Consider the following 14,027-nt stretch of genomic DNA (forward strand, 5'->3'; position numbering starts at 1 on the left):
GAGCGCCCGGGCCAGCAGCAGCGCCTGGTTGTAGCCGCGTTCCAGCAGCCGCGCGCGGGCCAAGGGCAGAGGCACGAGCGCATCGACACCCTCGAGCCAGGGCTGAACACCGGGGCTGGCCCGCATCAACTCGGCAAAAGTGCGCGCCCAGGCCGTTTCGCCGCCGTACTTGAAGCGCAACACCGGTTCGGACCAAGGCCAGTCGTAGTCGACCGCGGCGAAGCTCGCATCGACTGGCGGGGGTTCGATGAGGCAGCGCCCGCACTGCGCCACGGCCGCTCTCAGCGGCGCAGCACAGGTGATGCACCGGGCGCGCGCAGGGGCAAAGTGCGCCGTGCAGGCGCCGCAAACCGGTGCCGATGGCCAGGCTCCGCAGACGGCGCAGCGGGCCGGCAAGCGGTTCGAAAGCCATGCGGCCAACGCTGGAATCGCCTCGAGCATGGGCTCAATATACTGCCCGCCATGTCCCCCGATCGCCCACCAACGCTCGATCCGCGTGCCGCTGCGCGTTGGGCACGTCTCGTCGCCCCTCAGTCACCCTGGTTGCACGAGGAGGTCGGGCGGCGCATGGAGCCTCGGCTGGGCTGGATCACGCGCGCGCCGCGTACCTGGGTGCACTGGGAGCCCTGGCGCGGCGGCATGGAGACCCACGCGGCCCTGCTGCGCCGCTATCCGGCTGCCACCGTGCACATCGTCGAATCGAGCGCGCAGGCGCAAGCGCAGGTGCAGCAGCGCTTGCGCGGTCGCTGGTGGCAGCCGCAGGCCTGGCGCACGCCGCCGCATCGCTGGACGCCCCCGCCCGAAGGCAGCGTCGATCTGCTGTGGTCCAACATGGGATTGCACGCCCATCCCGAGCCGCAGGCCTTGCTCCGGCATTGGAGCCGGCTGCTCTCGCCAGACGGCTTTCTGATGTTTTCCTGCTTCGGCCCGGACACGCTGCGCGAGCTGCGCGCCCTCCACGAGGCCGAGGGCTGGCCGCCGCCCGCGCAGGCCTACACCGACATGCACGACTGGGGGGACATGCTCGTGCACAGCGGCTTCGCGGAACCGGTCATGGACATGGAACGCATCACGCTCGCCTTCCCGACAGCCGAGCGGCTGCTCGAGGAACTGCGCGGTCTGGGCCGCAACCTGCATGTCGATCGCCATCCCACGCTGCGGGGACGAGGCTGGCGCACGCAGTGGCTGCGCGCCGTCACCGAGGCGCTGGCCAACCCGGCCGAGGGTGGGCAGTTGACCCTCACGTTCGAAATCGTCTACGGACACGCTTTCAAAGGGGTGCCTCGCACGCCCCGATCGGCCGAATCCGTGATCCCCGTGACCGATCTTCGACGCCAGTTGAGTCAGCGCAAACCCTAATGCGCGAAAGGTTGAGAATTATCAAAACCTTGGGTCGGTCGGGTTAAAATAAGTCAAGCCCGATATATCTCGTCGGGGTTTCGGCCACCGATCCACCCATGTCTGCAGCTCCCGTTCTCGCGCAAAGCTCCCCGAAAGGTCTGGAGTGGTGCTTGCGGCGCAACTGTTCGATCACGCCGCGCCAACTGCTGTGGCTCTACGCCTCCTTGTGCGTGGTCTCGGGCGGCTTGTCTGGGTTTTTCTGGTGGCATGGGGCGCCGTTCGTCGCGGGTTTTGCCGGTTTGGAGCTGCTCGCCGTAGGTGTGGCCTTCGTGTGCTACGCCCGGCACGCGGCAGATCGCGAGCGCTTGGTCTTCGATGGCCGAGTCCTCTCGGTCGAGGTCGAGCTGGCCGGTCGTGTCGAACGCCTCGAGTTCGATCGCTCGTCGGTGCGCGTCGATGCGTCGGCGGCCGAGGCCGGTGCGCTCGTCGTGTTGCAGGCGCGCGACCGCTCGATAGCCATCGGTCGTCATTTGCGTCCCGAGTATCGGCGGGTGCTGGGGCGGGAAATTCAAAGCGCTCTGTGCGGCCAATGGCTGGGACGCGGAGTCGCTTCGGCGGTGTAAGGGTGGTTCCCGCTTTCGGGTACCCGTTCAGGAATCGGTAACAAGCTTATTGGAGCAGAGGCAAACGTGGTGTACATGATGAACAGAAAGCTCGAGCAATCCGCCCAGTGGTTGCAGCGCGTCGGCGTGGCTTCGGCTGCATGGCTCTCCACGGCGGCCTGGGCGGTCAACGACCTGCCCGGCGGCCCTGCGGTCCGTCAGTTGAACTTGCCCGAGCCGGCCACCAAGATTGCCGCCGAAATCAATTGGCTCAACTGGATGATGCTCATCCTATGCACCGCCATCTTCATCGCGGTCTTCTCGGTGATGTTCTATTCCATCTGGAAACACCGCAAGTCGGTCGGTCACAAGGCTGCCAACTTCCACGAATCCGTCACCGTCGAAATCGTCTGGACGATCGTCCCCTTCATCATCGTCATCCTGATGGCGCTTCCAGCCACCAAAGTGCTGATTGCCCAGAAGGACACCTCCAATGCAGACCTGACCATCAAGGTCACCGGCTATCAGTGGAAGTGGGGCTACGACTACATCCGCGGTGAGGGCGAGGGCATCGGCTTCATTTCGACCCTCGACACCAATCAGCGCATTCTGTCCGCCGAAGGCAAGCCCGCGGGCGACGACTACCTGCTGAAGGTGGATAACCCGCTCGTCGTGCCCGTGGGCAAAAAGGTGCGCATCATCACCACCGCCAACGACGTCATCCACGCCTTTGCCGTGCCGCAGTTCGGCATCAAGCAAGACGCCATCCCCGGCTTCGTGCGCGACACCTGGTTCAAGGCCGAAAAAACCGGTGACTTCTACGGCCAGTGCCAGGAGCTGTGCGGTAAAGAACATGCCTACATGCCGATTCATGTCAAGGTGCTGCCGCAAGCCGAATACACGCGGTGGGTGGAGGATCAGAAGAAAAAAATGGCCGCTGCTGCCGATGATCCGAACAAGGTCTGGGCGCTCTCGGATCTCGTCGCGCGCGGTGAGAAGGTGTATGCGGCCAATTGCGCCGCCTGCCACCAGCCCAACGGCAAGGGTGCGGGCCCGATCAAGGCGCTCGACGGCTCGCCCAAGGTGCTCGACGCGGACAAGATGACGCAGATCCACGTGCTGCTCAACGGCCAGAACAACGGTGCCATGCCGGCGTGGAAGCAGCTTTCGGACACCGAACTCGCCGCCGTCGTCACCTACACGAAAAACGCCTGGTCCAACCAAACCGGACAGGTGGTGCAGCCCGTTGAAGTGGCCGCTGCACGCAAGGGATAACGATAAGACTCGACCGAACCGTACCGAAACCGTCTGACAAGGAACCCGAGATGAGTGCCGTTCTCGACCATCACGCCGCGGGCGATCACGCCCACGACCACCACGACCACGCGCCCACCGGTTGGCGCCGTTGGGTGTTCGCCACCAACCACAAGGACATCGGAACGCTGTATCTGCTCTTCAGCTTCACGATGCTCATGATCGGCGGGGTGCTGGCTTTGGGCATCCGGGCCGAGCTGTTCCAGCCGGGGCTGCAGATCATGAACCCCGAGTTCTTCAACCAGCTCACCACCATGCACGGCATCATCATGGTGTTCGGCGCCATCATGCCGGCCTTCGTGGGCTTCGCGAACTGGATGATCCCGCTGCAAATCGGGGCTTCGGACATGGCGTTTGCCCGGATGAACAACTTCAGCTTCTGGCTGATGGTGCCGGCAGGCTTGATGTTGGTTGGTTCCTTCTTCATGCCGGGCGGCGCGCCCGCAGCCGGCTGGACGCTCTATGCCCCGTTGACGCTGCAGATGGGCCCCTCGATGGACGCCGGCATCTTCGCCATGCACATCCTGGGCGCGTCGTCGATCATGGGCTCGATCAACATCATCGTCACGATCCTCAACATGCGCGCCCCCGGCATGACGCTGATGAAGATGCCCATGTTCTGCTGGACCTGGCTCATCACCGCGTACTTGCTGATCGCCGTGATGCCCGTGCTGGCCGGTGCCATCACGATGACGCTGACCGACCGTCATTTCGGAACCAGCTTCTTCAACCCGGCGGGTGGTGGTGACCCAGTCATGTACCAGCACATCTTCTGGTTCTTCGGTCACCCCGAGGTCTACATCATGATCTTGCCGGCCTTCGGCATCATCAGCCAGGTGGTGCCGGCCTTCTCGCGCAAGAAGCTCTTCGGCTATGCCTCGATGGTCTACGCCACGTCTTCGATCGCCATTCTTTCGTTCATCGTGTGGGCGCACCACATGTTCACGACGGGCATGCCGGTCACGGGTCAGTTGTTCTTCATGTACGCAACCATGCTGATCGCCGTTCCGACGGCCGTGAAGATCTTCAACTGGATCGCTACGATGTGGAAAGGGTCGCTGACCTTTGAAACTCCAATGCTGTTTGCGGTGGGCTTCATCTTCGTGTTCACGATCGGCGGCTTTACCGGTTTGATGCCCGCGGTCGCGCCGCTGGACATCCAGTTGCAAGACACCTACTTCATCGTTGCGCACTTCCACTATGTGCTCGTCGCCGGCTCGCTGTTCGCGCTGTTCGCGGGCTTCTATTACTGGTCCCCGAAATGGACTGGCGTGATGTACGACGAAGCGCGCGGCAAGATTCACTTCTGGTGGTCCATCCTGTCGTTCAACCTGACCTTCTTCCCGATGCACTTCCTCGGCCTTGCCGGTATGCCGCGCCGTTACGCGGACTATCCGATGCAGTTCGCCGATTTCAATGCCATTGCCTCGGTCGGTGCCTTCCTCTTCGGTCTGGCGCAGGTTTATTTCTTCTTCTTCATCGTGTTGCCGGTGATGCGCGGTCAAGGCCAAAAGGCGCCCCAGAAACCCTGGGAAGGCGCTGAGGGTCTGGAGTGGGAAGTGCCGTCGCCGGCACCGTTCCACACCTTCGAGACGCCGCCCAAACTCGATGCGACCGCAACCCGCGTGATCGGCTGAGGGAAGCCATGAGCGAATCGGATCTGAAGCGCCGCAACCAGCGTCTGGGCTGGATCCTCGCGTCCATCGCCTTGGTGTTCTTCCTGGGCTTTGTTGCGAAGATGTGGCTGCTTCGGTCCTGAGCCGTACCCCGCCCGAGTCCGCAGAGTCAGTCGCCCATGGTCGCTGTACGAGACAACCGCCGCATGCTCGGCAAGCTCGCCGTCGTTGCGGTCGGGATGTTCGCGTTCGGTTATGCGCTGATCCCGATCTACCAGCGGATCTGCGAGGCCACGGGCATCAACATCTTGTCCTTGTCGGAGCGACAGGTGCCCGGTGTGGGCGCGGCCGGAAAAGATGCAAAGCTCCCGGCCAATACCCAGATCGACTACAGCCGCACGATCACCGTCGAGTTCGACGCGAACGCGCGCGGCCCCTGGGAGTTCAAGCCTGAGAAGCGCTCGATCGTGGTCCACCCCGGCGAGTTGGCGACCGTGATGTACGAGTTCCGCAACGTCCAGAATCGCCGCATGACAGCGCAGGCGATTCCGAGCTACGCCCCCAATCAGGCTTCGGCGCATTTCAACAAGCTCGAATGCTTTTGCTTCAACCAATACACGCTCGAGCCGGGTGAGACCAAGCGCTGGCCGGTCGTGTTCTACATCGACCCGAAGTTGACGAAAGACGTGAAAACCATCACGCTGTCCTACACCTTCTTCGAGGTTGGAGGCAAGGCGCCGGCGGCTCCGGCGGGTTCCGTGGCGCTGGCAGCGGGCCAGCGCCTGTCTTGAAAGCAGGCCCGACATGTCGCGTTCCGAGTCCACCAGTTTTTTGCGAACGCTGCGTACCGTCGCGTGGTCGTTTCTCGGGATCCGGCGCCGCAGCGGCCTCGAAGAAGACTTTCAGCAGCTCAATCCGCTGCACGTCATCTTGGTCGCGGTGATTGCGGTGCTGTGCTTCATCGTCGGCCTGGGCTTCTTCGTGCGTTGGGTCGTCGGCACTTGAGGGCCAGCGACCTCTGAAATCTGCCTACTGCGTTCGGCCATTTGTTTTTCTATCCATGATTCATCAGGAGCACCCATGAGTACCCATGCCCAAGGCGCGACGCCGTACTACTACGTCCCCGGTCCATCGCGGCACCCGGTGATGGCCGCCGCCGGTCTTCTTTTCGTCATCTATGGCGCGGCGCAATGGATCAATGGCGCCGACTGGGGCAAGTTCGTCTTGTTCGCGGGTTTGGCTTGGTGGCTTTTCGTGCTGTACCAGTGGTTCAGTGACGCGATTCACGAAAGCGAAGGCGGTCTCTACAGCCGAAAAGTCGATCTCTCTTTCCGCTGGAGCATGAGCTGGTTCATCTTTTCGGAGGTGATGTTCTTCGGCGCGTTTTTCACCGCGCTCTGGTGGGCTCGGACCCATTCGGTGCCGGCGCTGGGCAGCCTCGACAACGCCTTGCTGTGGCCTGATTTCAAGCCGGCATGGCCGTCGGCCGTCCCGGGGGCGACGACTTCGCCCGCCGGCACGGTCGAACCCTTCCAGGCCATGGGTCCGTTCTGGCTGCCGACGATCAACACCGCCTTGCTGCTCACCTCGGGCGTGACCTTGACGATCGCACACCATGCACTTCAGGCCGGGCAGCGCACGAAGACGATCGCCTTCATGTGGATGACCGTGCTGCTCGGCGCGATCTTCCTGGTGGTTCAAGGCTATGAGTATTTCCATGCCTACACCGAGATGAACCTGAAGCTCTCGTCGGGCGTTTATGGCTCGACCTTCTTCATGCTCACGGGCTTCCATGGCTTTCACGTGTTCGTCGGCATGTTGATGCTGCTGTTCATCACGTTGCGCCTGATGAAGGGGCATTTCACGCCACAGCGCCATTTCGGCTTCGAAGGCGCGGCTTGGTATTGGCACTTCGTCGACGTGGTCTGGTTGGGCCTCTACATCCTCGTCTACTGGATGTGATCGCTCAGGGCAAGGCTGGATAAGTTTCCGTGATGGCGCGCGCCCGGCTGCGGGATGGGATGCGCGGCGCGCGAGGGACCTGTTCAGCGCTGCCTCAGAGCATGGCCCAACAAAAAAGCGCCGCAAGGCGCTTTTTTGTCAGCTCTGGTTTACTTCCCAGCGGGAATCCCGGTCGGCTGGATCCAGCCCAACTTCCAAGCGGCCAATATGCAGAGAAACAGCGCAACGGAGAACCCGACGCGAAACGCCAGCGCCCGCGCCATGTTGCGCGAGCGCGCTTGTTCGTCGCTCCCGCTGCGCTTGAGCATGAAATACAGCGCGGCGCCCAGGCTGGCGAGAATTGCGGCGAAAGCGAGCGGAACCAAGATGTTCATGCTGGGGATTATCGATTGAAAACCAAGCTGCGCGCCAGACGCGATTGGCTGCTCACCGCGGTGGCGGTATTCGGCTTTGCCCTCACGCTCGGCTTGGGAGTGTGGCAACTCTCGCGGGCGCACGAACGCGAGGCACTGGCCGCGCGCCAGGCAGAAGCCGATCGCTTGCCGGAACTGACCCTCGAGGAGGCCCTCGAGGGCCGCGAATCGACCGGCCGGCGGGTGCGCTTGCAGGGCCGTTGGCTCACGGGCTACACGGTCTATCTCGACAACCGACAGCGCGATGGGCGGCCGGGCTTCGAACTGGTCACACCGCTCGAAGTGCCGACCCGAAACGGCGCGGTCGCGGTTTTGGTCGTCCGCGGATGGGCGCCGCGGGACTTTCGCGACCGTCAGGCTTTGCCCCGGATCCCGACGCCCGAAGGGGACGTCACGGTCGTCGGTCGCGTCGTCCCGCGGATTCCGCGGCTATACGAACTCGGATCGGCGCCCTCAGGGGCGATCCGGCAGAATCTGGACATCGCTGGTTTTCGTCAGGAGACGCACTTGCCGCTCGTGGATTTCGCGGTCTTGCAGACCGATCCTGCGCCGGCAGATGGGCTGCGCCGGGACTGGCCGACACCGGCAATCGGCGCCGAGCGCAACTATGGCTATGCCGCGCAGTGGTTTGCGCTCTCGGGCTTGATTTTTATTCTCTATGTGGGATTCCAAATTGTCCGCTTCCGCTCCCTCCGCAACCAGGACTGACGAGCCTCTCGGCCTGACGGTTCATGAAGTTCCGCTGAGTCTGCCGCCCGGCGCTGTCGGGGCCGACCCCGCTTTGATCCGCCGTGGGCGGCTCCAGATGTTGTTGCTCTTTCTGGTCTGCGCGGCGCCGGTGATCGCGTCTTACCTGGCGTATTACGTGTTTCGCCCTGAAGGCCGGCGGAACTACGGGGACATCATCGAGCCGCAGCGGCCGCTGCCGGCCTGGGTCGCGCGGGGGCTCGATGGAACGCCGGTGGACCTGCGCAGCCTCAAAGGGCAGTGGTTGCTGCTGGTGGTGGCGCCGGCGGGCTGCGACCGCGCGTGTCAGGACAAGCTCTACCTGCAGCGGCAGCTGCGCGAAGCGCTCGGCAAGGACAAGGACCGCGTCGACCGTGTGTGGCTGATCAGCGACGAGGGTGAAGTGCCGCCAGCGCTGTTGCCGGCGTTGGCGCAGGCGACCGTGCTGCGGGTTCCGGCCGATGTGCTCAGCCGCTGGCTCGAGCCTGCGCCCGGACATGCGCTCGAGGATCATTTCTACTTGGTTGACCCGCTCGGGAACTGGATGATGCGCTTTCCGGCGGGGCTGGACCTCGCCAGCGCCACCAAGGCGCGTCGCGATCTGGAACGGCTGCTGCGCGCCTCCGCGTCCTGGGACCAGCCGGGTCGGCCCGCGCCGGCGCAGCACTGACGAAGCCGGGGCACGATCATGGCGCTCGTCGACCTCTCGCCGCTGCTGCAGTTGCTGCTCGTGGGTGCGGCCGCGGCCACTCCATTGCTCGGCTGGACGCTTTGGCGCCAGCGCTGGGCGGAGCCGCGGGACCGCCTGGCGGCCTTGACGGTTCTGACCGTTTTTCTGACCTTCGATCTGGTCTTGTTCGGCGCCTTTACGCGGCTCACCGATTCCGGGCTGGGCTGCCCGGACTGGCCCGGCTGCTATGGCCACAGCAGCCCGATCGGGGCGCGCGCGGCGATCGAAGCCGAGCAGGCGGTCATGCCGACCGGGCCCGTGACCCATGGCAAGGCCTGGATCGAGATGGTGCATCGCTACCTGGCGACCGGCGTGGGTGCGCTCATCGTCGCGCTGCTGGCGCTGCGCTGGCGTTGGCGCTCCGCATTGGATGAGGGGCCCGGAGGGCTGCGCTGGGCCGGGTTGACGCTGCTGTGGGTTTTGGCTCAGGGGGCGTTTGGCGCCCTGACGGTCACGATGAAGCTGTTTCCCGCGATCGTGACGGCGCACTTGCTCGGTGGGGTAGGGCTGCTGGCCTTGCTGGCGGCCCAGGGGGCGCAGCTGGCGCCGCTGGCCGCCGCAGGAATGCCGCATCGCTGGCGACCGAGCCAGCGGCGCGCGGCCGCGTTGTTGTTGGGCCTGGTCGTGTTTCAGGTCGCCTTGGGCGGGTGGACGAGCACGAATTACGCGGTTTTGGCCTGCTCGGAATTTCCGCGCTGCCAGGGCAGTTGGTGGCCGGCGATGAATTTCTCTGAGGGTTTTTCGGTTTGGCGGCCGTTGGGGCTTACCGCTGCCGGTGAGCCGATTTCATTCGCCGCGCTGACGGCCATTCACTACATGCATCGCTTGTACGCCTATGCGCTGCTGCTGCTGCTCTGGGGCATGGCGTTTTGGCTGTATCGCACCGACCGTGAGCCGCGGCTGGCCAAGGGGCTGGCGCTGCTCGGACTCTGGCAGTTGCTCACGGGTTTGTCGAATGTGGTGCTGGGCTGGCCGCTTCTGGCGGCCGTGGCGCACACCGGGGGTGCAGCTGCCCTGGTGGCTTTGCTCGCCTTCCATCTCGCCCGGCCCGAACCTCAGTTCGCGAGCGCGCGCAGCGCCGCCTTGCACCCCTCGAATTTGCCCGCATGAGCACCCTTGCTACCGCCTCTCCCGCACTGTCCGTCGTTCGGCAGTATTACGCGCTGACCAAGCCGCGCGTCGTGCAGTTGATCGTCTTTTGTGCCCTGATCGGCATGGTTCTCGCCGTTCCCGGAATGCCCAGCGCTGCCCAGTTTCAGCGCATGCTGGTCGCCTCGGTGGGCATCTGGCTGGTGGCGGGCGCGGCTGCCGCTTTCAATTGTCTGGTCGAGAAAAGCATCGACGCCCGCATGCGCCGCACCTCGTGGCGACCGACGGCGCGCGGTGAGTTGAGCAACACTCAGGCGCTGGTTTTTTCGGCCGTGCTCTGCGCGCTGGGATCCTGGGTGCTCTATGTCTGGGTCAATCCCTTGACGATGTGGCTCACGCTGGCGACGTTCGTTGGCTACGCCGTGATTTACACGCTGGTGCTCAAGCCGCTGACGCCGCAAAACATCGTCATCGGCGGCGCTTCCGGGGCCATGCCGCCGGTGCTGGGTTGGGCAGCGATGACCGGGGACGTCGGCCCCGAAGCGATGATTTTGTTTCTCATCATCTTTCTGTGGACGCCGCCGCATTTTTGGGCGCTTGCGCTCTACCGGGTCGAGGACTACCGCAAGTCGGGCTTGCCCATGCTGCCGGTGACGCACGGCAACGAATTCACGCGGCTGCAAATCCTGCTCTACACGCTGGTGCTGTTTGCGGCGTGCCTGCTGCCGTTTGCTTATGGCATGAGCTCCTGGCTCTATCTGGCAGCGGCGGTGGTGCTCAACGCCGGTTTCGTGGGCTACGCGGTGGCGCTGTGGCGGAACTACTCCGATGCGCTGGCGCGCAAGACGTTTCGGTTTTCGCTGATCCACCTGAGCTTGCTGTTTCTCGCGCTGCTGCTGGATCACTACCTGATGTGAGCCCCTTGCGGGCCTGAGCCACGGAGGCCATCGCCGAGCCGCCCGACACGCCGGGCGGATGCTCGAGGCCGCCCGCTGGACCCGTGCACACACCAAGAGGCCCGGCAATGAGCCGGTGGTAAGCCGTCGAGTGAAACCGGCCGCAGAAGCGGCCGGTTGGGGAGCGGAGTGGAATTAGGGCAACACTGAACAAGTCCCGCGCGAGTCGCGCATCCCAGCTGCGGGCGGTCTGCTTCGTTGCAAATCCTCGCCATAGCTGCGGCTATCGCTGCGGTTTACGCCTCGCATCCCATCCCGCGGCCGGGCGCGCGCCATCACGGGAACTTGTGCAGCGTTGCCTTAGGCGTACGCGGCGAGCGACTGGCGCATCTTCTTCATGGCCGCCGCCTCGATTTGGCGGATGCGCTCGGCGCTGACGCCGAATTCCGCCGCCAGTTCATGCAGCGTCATGCCGCCCGAGCCGTCGTCTTTGACGTTGAGCCAGCGCTGCTCGACGATGCGGCGGCTGCGCGGGTCGAGCGCGGCCAAGGCGTTCGCCAAGCCAACGCTCGCGAGCGCGTCGCGCTGCTGCGCCTCGAGCACGGCGGTCGGCTCGTTTTGCGTGTCGGCCAAGTAGGCGATCGGGCCGAAGGCCTCTTCGCCGTCGGCGGCCGGGGTCGGGTCGAGCACGACGTCACCGCCTGCCATGCGCGACTCCATCTCCACGACTTCTTCGGGCTTGACCTTGAGTTCCCGGGCCATGGCCTCGATTTCGCGGGTGCTGAGGGTTTCGCGGTGCGACTCGTGCTCGGCATCGTCCTTGAAGCCTTGCTTCATCGAACGCAGGTTGAAGAAGAGCTTGCGCTGAGCCTTGGTCGTCGCGAGCTTGACCATGCGCCAATTGCGCAGGATGTACTCGTGAATCTCGGCTTTGATCCAGTGCAGCGCGTAGCTGACGAGGCGCACACCACGATCCGGGTCGAAGCGGCGCACGGCCTTCATCAGACCGACGTTGCCTTCCTGAATCAGGTCGGCTTGCGGCAGGCCATAGCCGAGGTACTGCCGAGAGACCGCCACGACCAGCCGCAGGTGCGAGAGCACGAGCTTGGCGGCGGCTTCGAGGTCGCCCTCGTCGCGTAGCTTGCGCGCATAGCTGACCTCTTCCTCGGGCGTCAGCATGGGCATGCGATTGACGGCCGTGATGTAGGCATCGAGATTGCCCAACGGTGGAATCGTCAGCGCCTGGCTCCAGGCGGTTGGTGCAGGAAGCGTCGTTGCGTTGGCCGTTGGGTTCATGTTGGGGTTCCTCCGTATGTTGTTCATATTAGCACTCGCTTCGATCGAGTGCTAAACGAAAAAGTTCCCAAGATTCGTAGGGAATTGAGGGCGTCGCGTGCCTCGGCATAGGCGTCCGCAAGGCCAATATGCGCGCAGCGCAGGGGCTGGAGTTTGACGGAGATCAAACGTCGGTCGGCTGGGGTCAGGGCTCGAGTGGCGGTTCCTCCATGGCCTCGATCTGCTCATTCAGCGTGTCGATCTGGCCGCGCCAGTAGTCGGGCGTGCCGAACCAGGGAAAGTTGATCGGGAAGATGGGGTCTTGCCAGCGGCGGGCGAGCCAGGCGCTGTAGTGGATCAGGCGCAGGGTGCGCAGCGGCTCGATCAGGGCGAGCTCGCGGCGGTCGAAGTCGCGCAGTTCGGTGTAGCCGTCGAGCAGCGCGCCGAGCTGTGCGGTGCGCTGGCGTCGGTCGCCCGAGAGCAGCATCCAAAGGTCTTGCACGGCTGGGCCGGTGCGCGCGTCGTCGAGGTCCACGAAGTGCGGGCCCGGCTCGGGGCGGTCGGCAGGCGTCCAGAGGATGTTGCCTGGGTGGCAGTCGCCGTGGAGGCGGATCCGCGTGATCTGGGCCGTTTTTGGGTCGTATGCCGGCATCAACGCGTCATACTTGGCTATCAAAGATATAGCTTGGTTGACGGCTTCGAGCCAGGCGCCGCGCACCTCCAGCGGCACCGCCTCGTGTGCCAGCAGCCAGTCGCGGGGTTCGAGCGCGTAGCGCTGCAGGTCGATGGCGGGGCGCGTTTCGAAGCGACGCGCCGAGCCGACCTGGTGCAGCCGCGCGAGGAAGCGGCCAATCCACTCGAGCACCTCGAAGTCGTCGAGCTCCGGCCCGCGCCCGCCGCGCCAGGGGCTGAGGGTGAAGTCGAAGCCCGCATGGTGGTGCAGCGTCTGGCCGGCGAGCGCGATCGGCGCCACCACCGGCACTTCGGCCTTGGAAAGCTCGGTGGCGAAGGCGTGCTCTTCGAGAATCTGCGCGCGGCTCCAGCGCCCAGGCCGGTAAAACTTCGCGACGACGACGCGGTGGCCCAGCACCGGCTCGTCGAGATGGACTTGATAGACCCGGTTTTCGTAGGAATTGAGCGCGGTGAGCCGGCCGTCGCCGTAGCAGCCCACCGCGGCCAGTGCGTCGAGCACGCGATCGGGCGTGAGCGCCGTGTACGGGTGCGGGGCGCCGCCGGTGTCTAGAGGCTCGGCGGGATGGGGCGGCAGGGGCTTTGGAGTGAGCGGCATGCCGGCATTGTCGCTGGCCTCGGTTGCGTCAAAATGGCTGGATGAGCAAACAGAACCGTCTGCGTCGTGTGCGCTTGGTGCGCCGTGGCCTGCTGTATTCCCTGGCCTTGGCTGTGGCGATTCTCGTCCTGGGCGGCGTGGGCTTTTGGCTGCTGGACCCGCATGTCCATAGCTTGAGCGATGGCCTTTGGCTGGCGTTCGAGACGGCAGCCACGGTGGGCTATGGGGACATCGTGCCGACGACGCCCGCCTCGCGTTTGTTCTCGGTGGCGGTGGTGCTGCCGGGGCTCGCCGTCCTGTCGCTGACGACGGCCTCGCTCTCGGCGATCTTCGTCGACGAGGAGGTCGAGGTCGAAGAACGCCAGATCGAGCGCGACCTCATGCGCGAGATCGGCGCGCTGCGCGCGGAGGTGCGCGCCTTGCGCGAGGAGGTGCGTGCCCAGGCCGCTGCGCCCTCGCACGGGGGCGCAGCGGTCCACGAGCCGCCTCGGATGCCGTTTGAGAACCCGGGTTTCTGAAGTTTCACCCGCAACTCCAGCGCCGAACAGTCTGCTGACGATATGAAAACTAGAGGCAATGGGCGGCCGCTTGCGCGCGCTCCCAGGGCGCAGCGCTGGCTCAGTAGCTGTACACCCCGCGCCCGGTTTTGCGGCCCAGGCGGCCCGCGGCGACCATTTCTTTGAGCAGGGGGCAGGGGCGGTATTTGCTGTCGCCGAACTCGCGCAGATACACCTCCATCACGGCCAGGCACACGTCCAGCCCGATCATGTCGGCC

The 14,027-nt window shown here is 64.7% G+C and carries 17 protein-coding genes and 1 pseudogene; 13 read left to right on the top strand and 5 right to left on the bottom strand.

The annotated features are described in order from the left end of the window. Nucleotides 1–441 (bottom strand): annotated as a pseudogene (locus JHC36_RS10430) (ComF family protein); the annotation flags it as partial. 21 nt (nt 442–462) lie between these two features. Between JHC36_RS10430 and JHC36_RS10435 the strand changes: the two are divergent. The 8 genes from JHC36_RS10435 (at nt 463) to JHC36_RS10470 (ending at nt 6,835) form a co-directional block, all read left to right on the top strand. After that, nucleotides 463–1,359 (top strand): methyltransferase domain-containing protein, encoded by an 897-nt coding sequence (locus JHC36_RS10435; protein WP_287918812.1) that lies wholly within the window; start codon nt 463–465, stop codon nt 1,357–1,359. Between the two features lie 98 nt (nt 1,360–1,457). After that, nucleotides 1,458–1,964 (top strand): DUF2244 domain-containing protein, encoded by a 507-nt coding sequence (locus tag JHC36_RS10440; RefSeq protein ID WP_287918815.1) that lies wholly within the window; start codon nt 1,458–1,460, stop codon nt 1,962–1,964. Nucleotides 1,965–2,042: 78 nt separating this feature from the next. After that, nucleotides 2,043–3,218: a cytochrome c oxidase subunit II gene (gene coxB, locus JHC36_RS10445; RefSeq protein ID WP_287918846.1), complete on the top strand. Its 1,176-nt coding sequence runs from the start codon at nt 2,043–2,045 to the stop codon at nt 3,216–3,218. 50 nt (nt 3,219–3,268) lie between these two features. Continuing rightward, nucleotides 3,269–4,894, top strand: coding sequence for a cytochrome c oxidase subunit I (ctaD, locus tag JHC36_RS10450; protein WP_124222185.1), 1,626 nt, complete (start codon nt 3,269–3,271; stop codon nt 4,892–4,894). Between the two features lie 8 nt (nt 4,895–4,902). Beyond that, entirely contained in the window at nt 4,903–5,016 is a 114-nt protein-coding gene (locus tag JHC36_RS10455) for a cytochrome oxidase small assembly protein (protein WP_211330952.1), read from the top strand. A gap of 36 nt (nt 5,017–5,052) precedes the next feature. Beyond that, the gene (locus JHC36_RS10460) at nt 5,053–5,664 is read left to right on the top strand and encodes a cytochrome c oxidase assembly protein (RefSeq protein ID WP_287918820.1); all 612 of its coding nucleotides are present in this window, start codon (nt 5,053–5,055) and stop codon (nt 5,662–5,664) included. A 13-nt stretch (nt 5,665–5,677) separates the two neighbouring features. After that, nucleotides 5,678–5,878 carry a DUF2970 domain-containing protein gene (locus JHC36_RS10465; RefSeq protein WP_124222181.1) on the top strand — a complete coding sequence of 67 codons (201 nt, stop codon included), beginning with the start codon at nt 5,678–5,680 and terminating at the stop codon, nt 5,876–5,878. A 75-nt stretch (nt 5,879–5,953) separates the two neighbouring features. Then, a complete protein-coding gene (locus JHC36_RS10470) occupies nt 5,954–6,835 on the top strand; it encodes a cytochrome c oxidase subunit 3 (RefSeq protein WP_287918825.1) in 882 nt (293 codons plus the stop codon). 149 nt (nt 6,836–6,984) lie between these two features. On the opposite strand, the gene JHC36_RS10475 is transcribed toward JHC36_RS10470, so the two are convergent. Then, nucleotides 6,985–7,209, bottom strand: a complete 225-nt coding sequence (locus JHC36_RS10475) for a twin transmembrane helix small protein (protein ID WP_287918828.1) — start codon at nt 7,207–7,209, stop codon at nt 6,985–6,987. Nucleotides 7,210–7,269: 60 nt separating this feature from the next. Between JHC36_RS10475 and JHC36_RS10480 the strand changes: the two genes are divergently transcribed. From JHC36_RS10480 to cyoE, 4 genes are read left to right on the top strand one after another with little or no spacing between them, the layout of a single operon-like run. Next, entirely contained in the window at nt 7,270–7,956 is a 687-nt protein-coding gene (locus JHC36_RS10480; protein ID WP_287918849.1) for an SURF1 family protein, read from the top strand. After that, complete coding sequence (locus JHC36_RS10485) at nt 7,907–8,644, top strand: SCO family protein (protein WP_287918831.1); 738 nt, start codon at nt 7,907–7,909, stop codon at nt 8,642–8,644. Before JHC36_RS10480 ends, JHC36_RS10485 begins: the two co-directional genes overlap by 50 nt. An 18-nt stretch (nt 8,645–8,662) precedes the next feature. After that, nucleotides 8,663–9,814 carry a COX15/CtaA family protein gene (locus tag JHC36_RS10490; protein WP_287918834.1) on the top strand — a complete coding sequence of 384 codons (1,152 nt, stop codon included), beginning with the start codon at nt 8,663–8,665 and terminating at the stop codon, nt 9,812–9,814. Then, entirely contained in the window at nt 9,811–10,710 is a 900-nt protein-coding gene (gene cyoE, locus JHC36_RS10495; RefSeq protein WP_124222173.1) for a heme o synthase, read from the top strand. The genes JHC36_RS10490 and cyoE overlap by 4 nt, the downstream gene beginning before the upstream one ends. Nucleotides 10,711–11,049: 339 nt before the next feature. Here the strand turns inward: cyoE and rpoH are convergent, their stop codons facing one another. Both rpoH and JHC36_RS10505 read right to left on the bottom strand, forming a co-directional pair. Next, a complete protein-coding gene (gene rpoH / locus JHC36_RS10500) occupies nt 11,050–11,985 on the bottom strand; it encodes an RNA polymerase sigma factor RpoH (protein WP_287918837.1) in 936 nt (311 codons plus the stop codon). A gap of 184 nt (nt 11,986–12,169) precedes the next feature. Further along, nucleotides 12,170–13,252, bottom strand: a complete 1,083-nt coding sequence (locus JHC36_RS10505; RefSeq protein WP_287918840.1) for a serine/threonine protein kinase — start codon at nt 13,250–13,252, stop codon at nt 12,170–12,172. 41 nt (nt 13,253–13,293) lie between these two features. Between JHC36_RS10505 and JHC36_RS10510 the strand changes: the two genes are divergently transcribed. Then, nucleotides 13,294–13,770, top strand: a complete 477-nt coding sequence (locus JHC36_RS10510; protein WP_287918843.1) for a potassium channel family protein — start codon at nt 13,294–13,296, stop codon at nt 13,768–13,770. A gap of 100 nt (nt 13,771–13,870) precedes the next feature. Here JHC36_RS10510 and JHC36_RS10515 read toward each other — a convergent pair. Further along, on the bottom strand, nt 13,871–14,027 hold a 157-nt coding region (locus JHC36_RS10515), incomplete at its 5' end, for a 3-hydroxyacyl-CoA dehydrogenase family protein (protein WP_287918852.1).

It is taken from the genome of Tibeticola sp., assembly GCF_022759015.1.
Classification (GTDB): Bacteria; Pseudomonadota; Gammaproteobacteria; order Burkholderiales; family Burkholderiaceae_C; genus Tibeticola; species Tibeticola sediminis.

What these genes read in the sequence shown, in the direction of transcription:
- JHC36_RS10435 (WP_287918812.1), top strand. Translation starts at nt 463, where the DNA reads ATGTCCCCCGATCGCCCACCAACGCTCGATCCGCGTGCCGCTGCGCGT.
- JHC36_RS10440 (WP_287918815.1), top strand. Translation starts at nt 1,458, where the DNA reads ATGTCTGCAGCTCCCGTTCTCGCGCAAAGCTCCCCGAAAGGTCTGGAG.
- coxB (WP_287918846.1), top strand. Translation starts at nt 2,043, where the DNA reads ATGAACAGAAAGCTCGAGCAATCCGCCCAGTGGTTGCAGCGCGTCGGC.
- ctaD (WP_124222185.1), top strand. Translation starts at nt 3,269, where the DNA reads ATGAGTGCCGTTCTCGACCATCACGCCGCGGGCGATCACGCCCACGAC.
- JHC36_RS10455 (WP_211330952.1), top strand. Translation starts at nt 4,903, where the DNA reads ATGAGCGAATCGGATCTGAAGCGCCGCAACCAGCGTCTGGGCTGGATC.
- JHC36_RS10460 (WP_287918820.1), top strand. Translation starts at nt 5,053, where the DNA reads ATGGTCGCTGTACGAGACAACCGCCGCATGCTCGGCAAGCTCGCCGTC.
- JHC36_RS10465 (WP_124222181.1), top strand. Translation starts at nt 5,678, where the DNA reads ATGTCGCGTTCCGAGTCCACCAGTTTTTTGCGAACGCTGCGTACCGTC.
- JHC36_RS10470 (WP_287918825.1), top strand. Translation starts at nt 5,954, where the DNA reads ATGAGTACCCATGCCCAAGGCGCGACGCCGTACTACTACGTCCCCGGT.
- JHC36_RS10475 (WP_287918828.1), bottom strand. Translation starts at nt 7,209, where the DNA reads ATGAACATCTTGGTTCCGCTCGCTTTCGCCGCAATTCTCGCCAGCCTG.
- JHC36_RS10485 (WP_287918831.1), top strand. Translation starts at nt 7,907, where the DNA reads ATGTGGGATTCCAAATTGTCCGCTTCCGCTCCCTCCGCAACCAGGACT.
- JHC36_RS10490 (WP_287918834.1), top strand. Translation starts at nt 8,663, where the DNA reads ATGGCGCTCGTCGACCTCTCGCCGCTGCTGCAGTTGCTGCTCGTGGGT.
- cyoE (WP_124222173.1), top strand. Translation starts at nt 9,811, where the DNA reads ATGAGCACCCTTGCTACCGCCTCTCCCGCACTGTCCGTCGTTCGGCAG.
- rpoH (WP_287918837.1), bottom strand. Translation starts at nt 11,985, where the DNA reads ATGAACCCAACGGCCAACGCAACGACGCTTCCTGCACCAACCGCCTGG.
- JHC36_RS10505 (WP_287918840.1), bottom strand. Translation starts at nt 13,252, where the DNA reads ATGCCGCTCACTCCAAAGCCCCTGCCGCCCCATCCCGCCGAGCCTCTA.
- JHC36_RS10510 (WP_287918843.1), top strand. Translation starts at nt 13,294, where the DNA reads ATGAGCAAACAGAACCGTCTGCGTCGTGTGCGCTTGGTGCGCCGTGGC.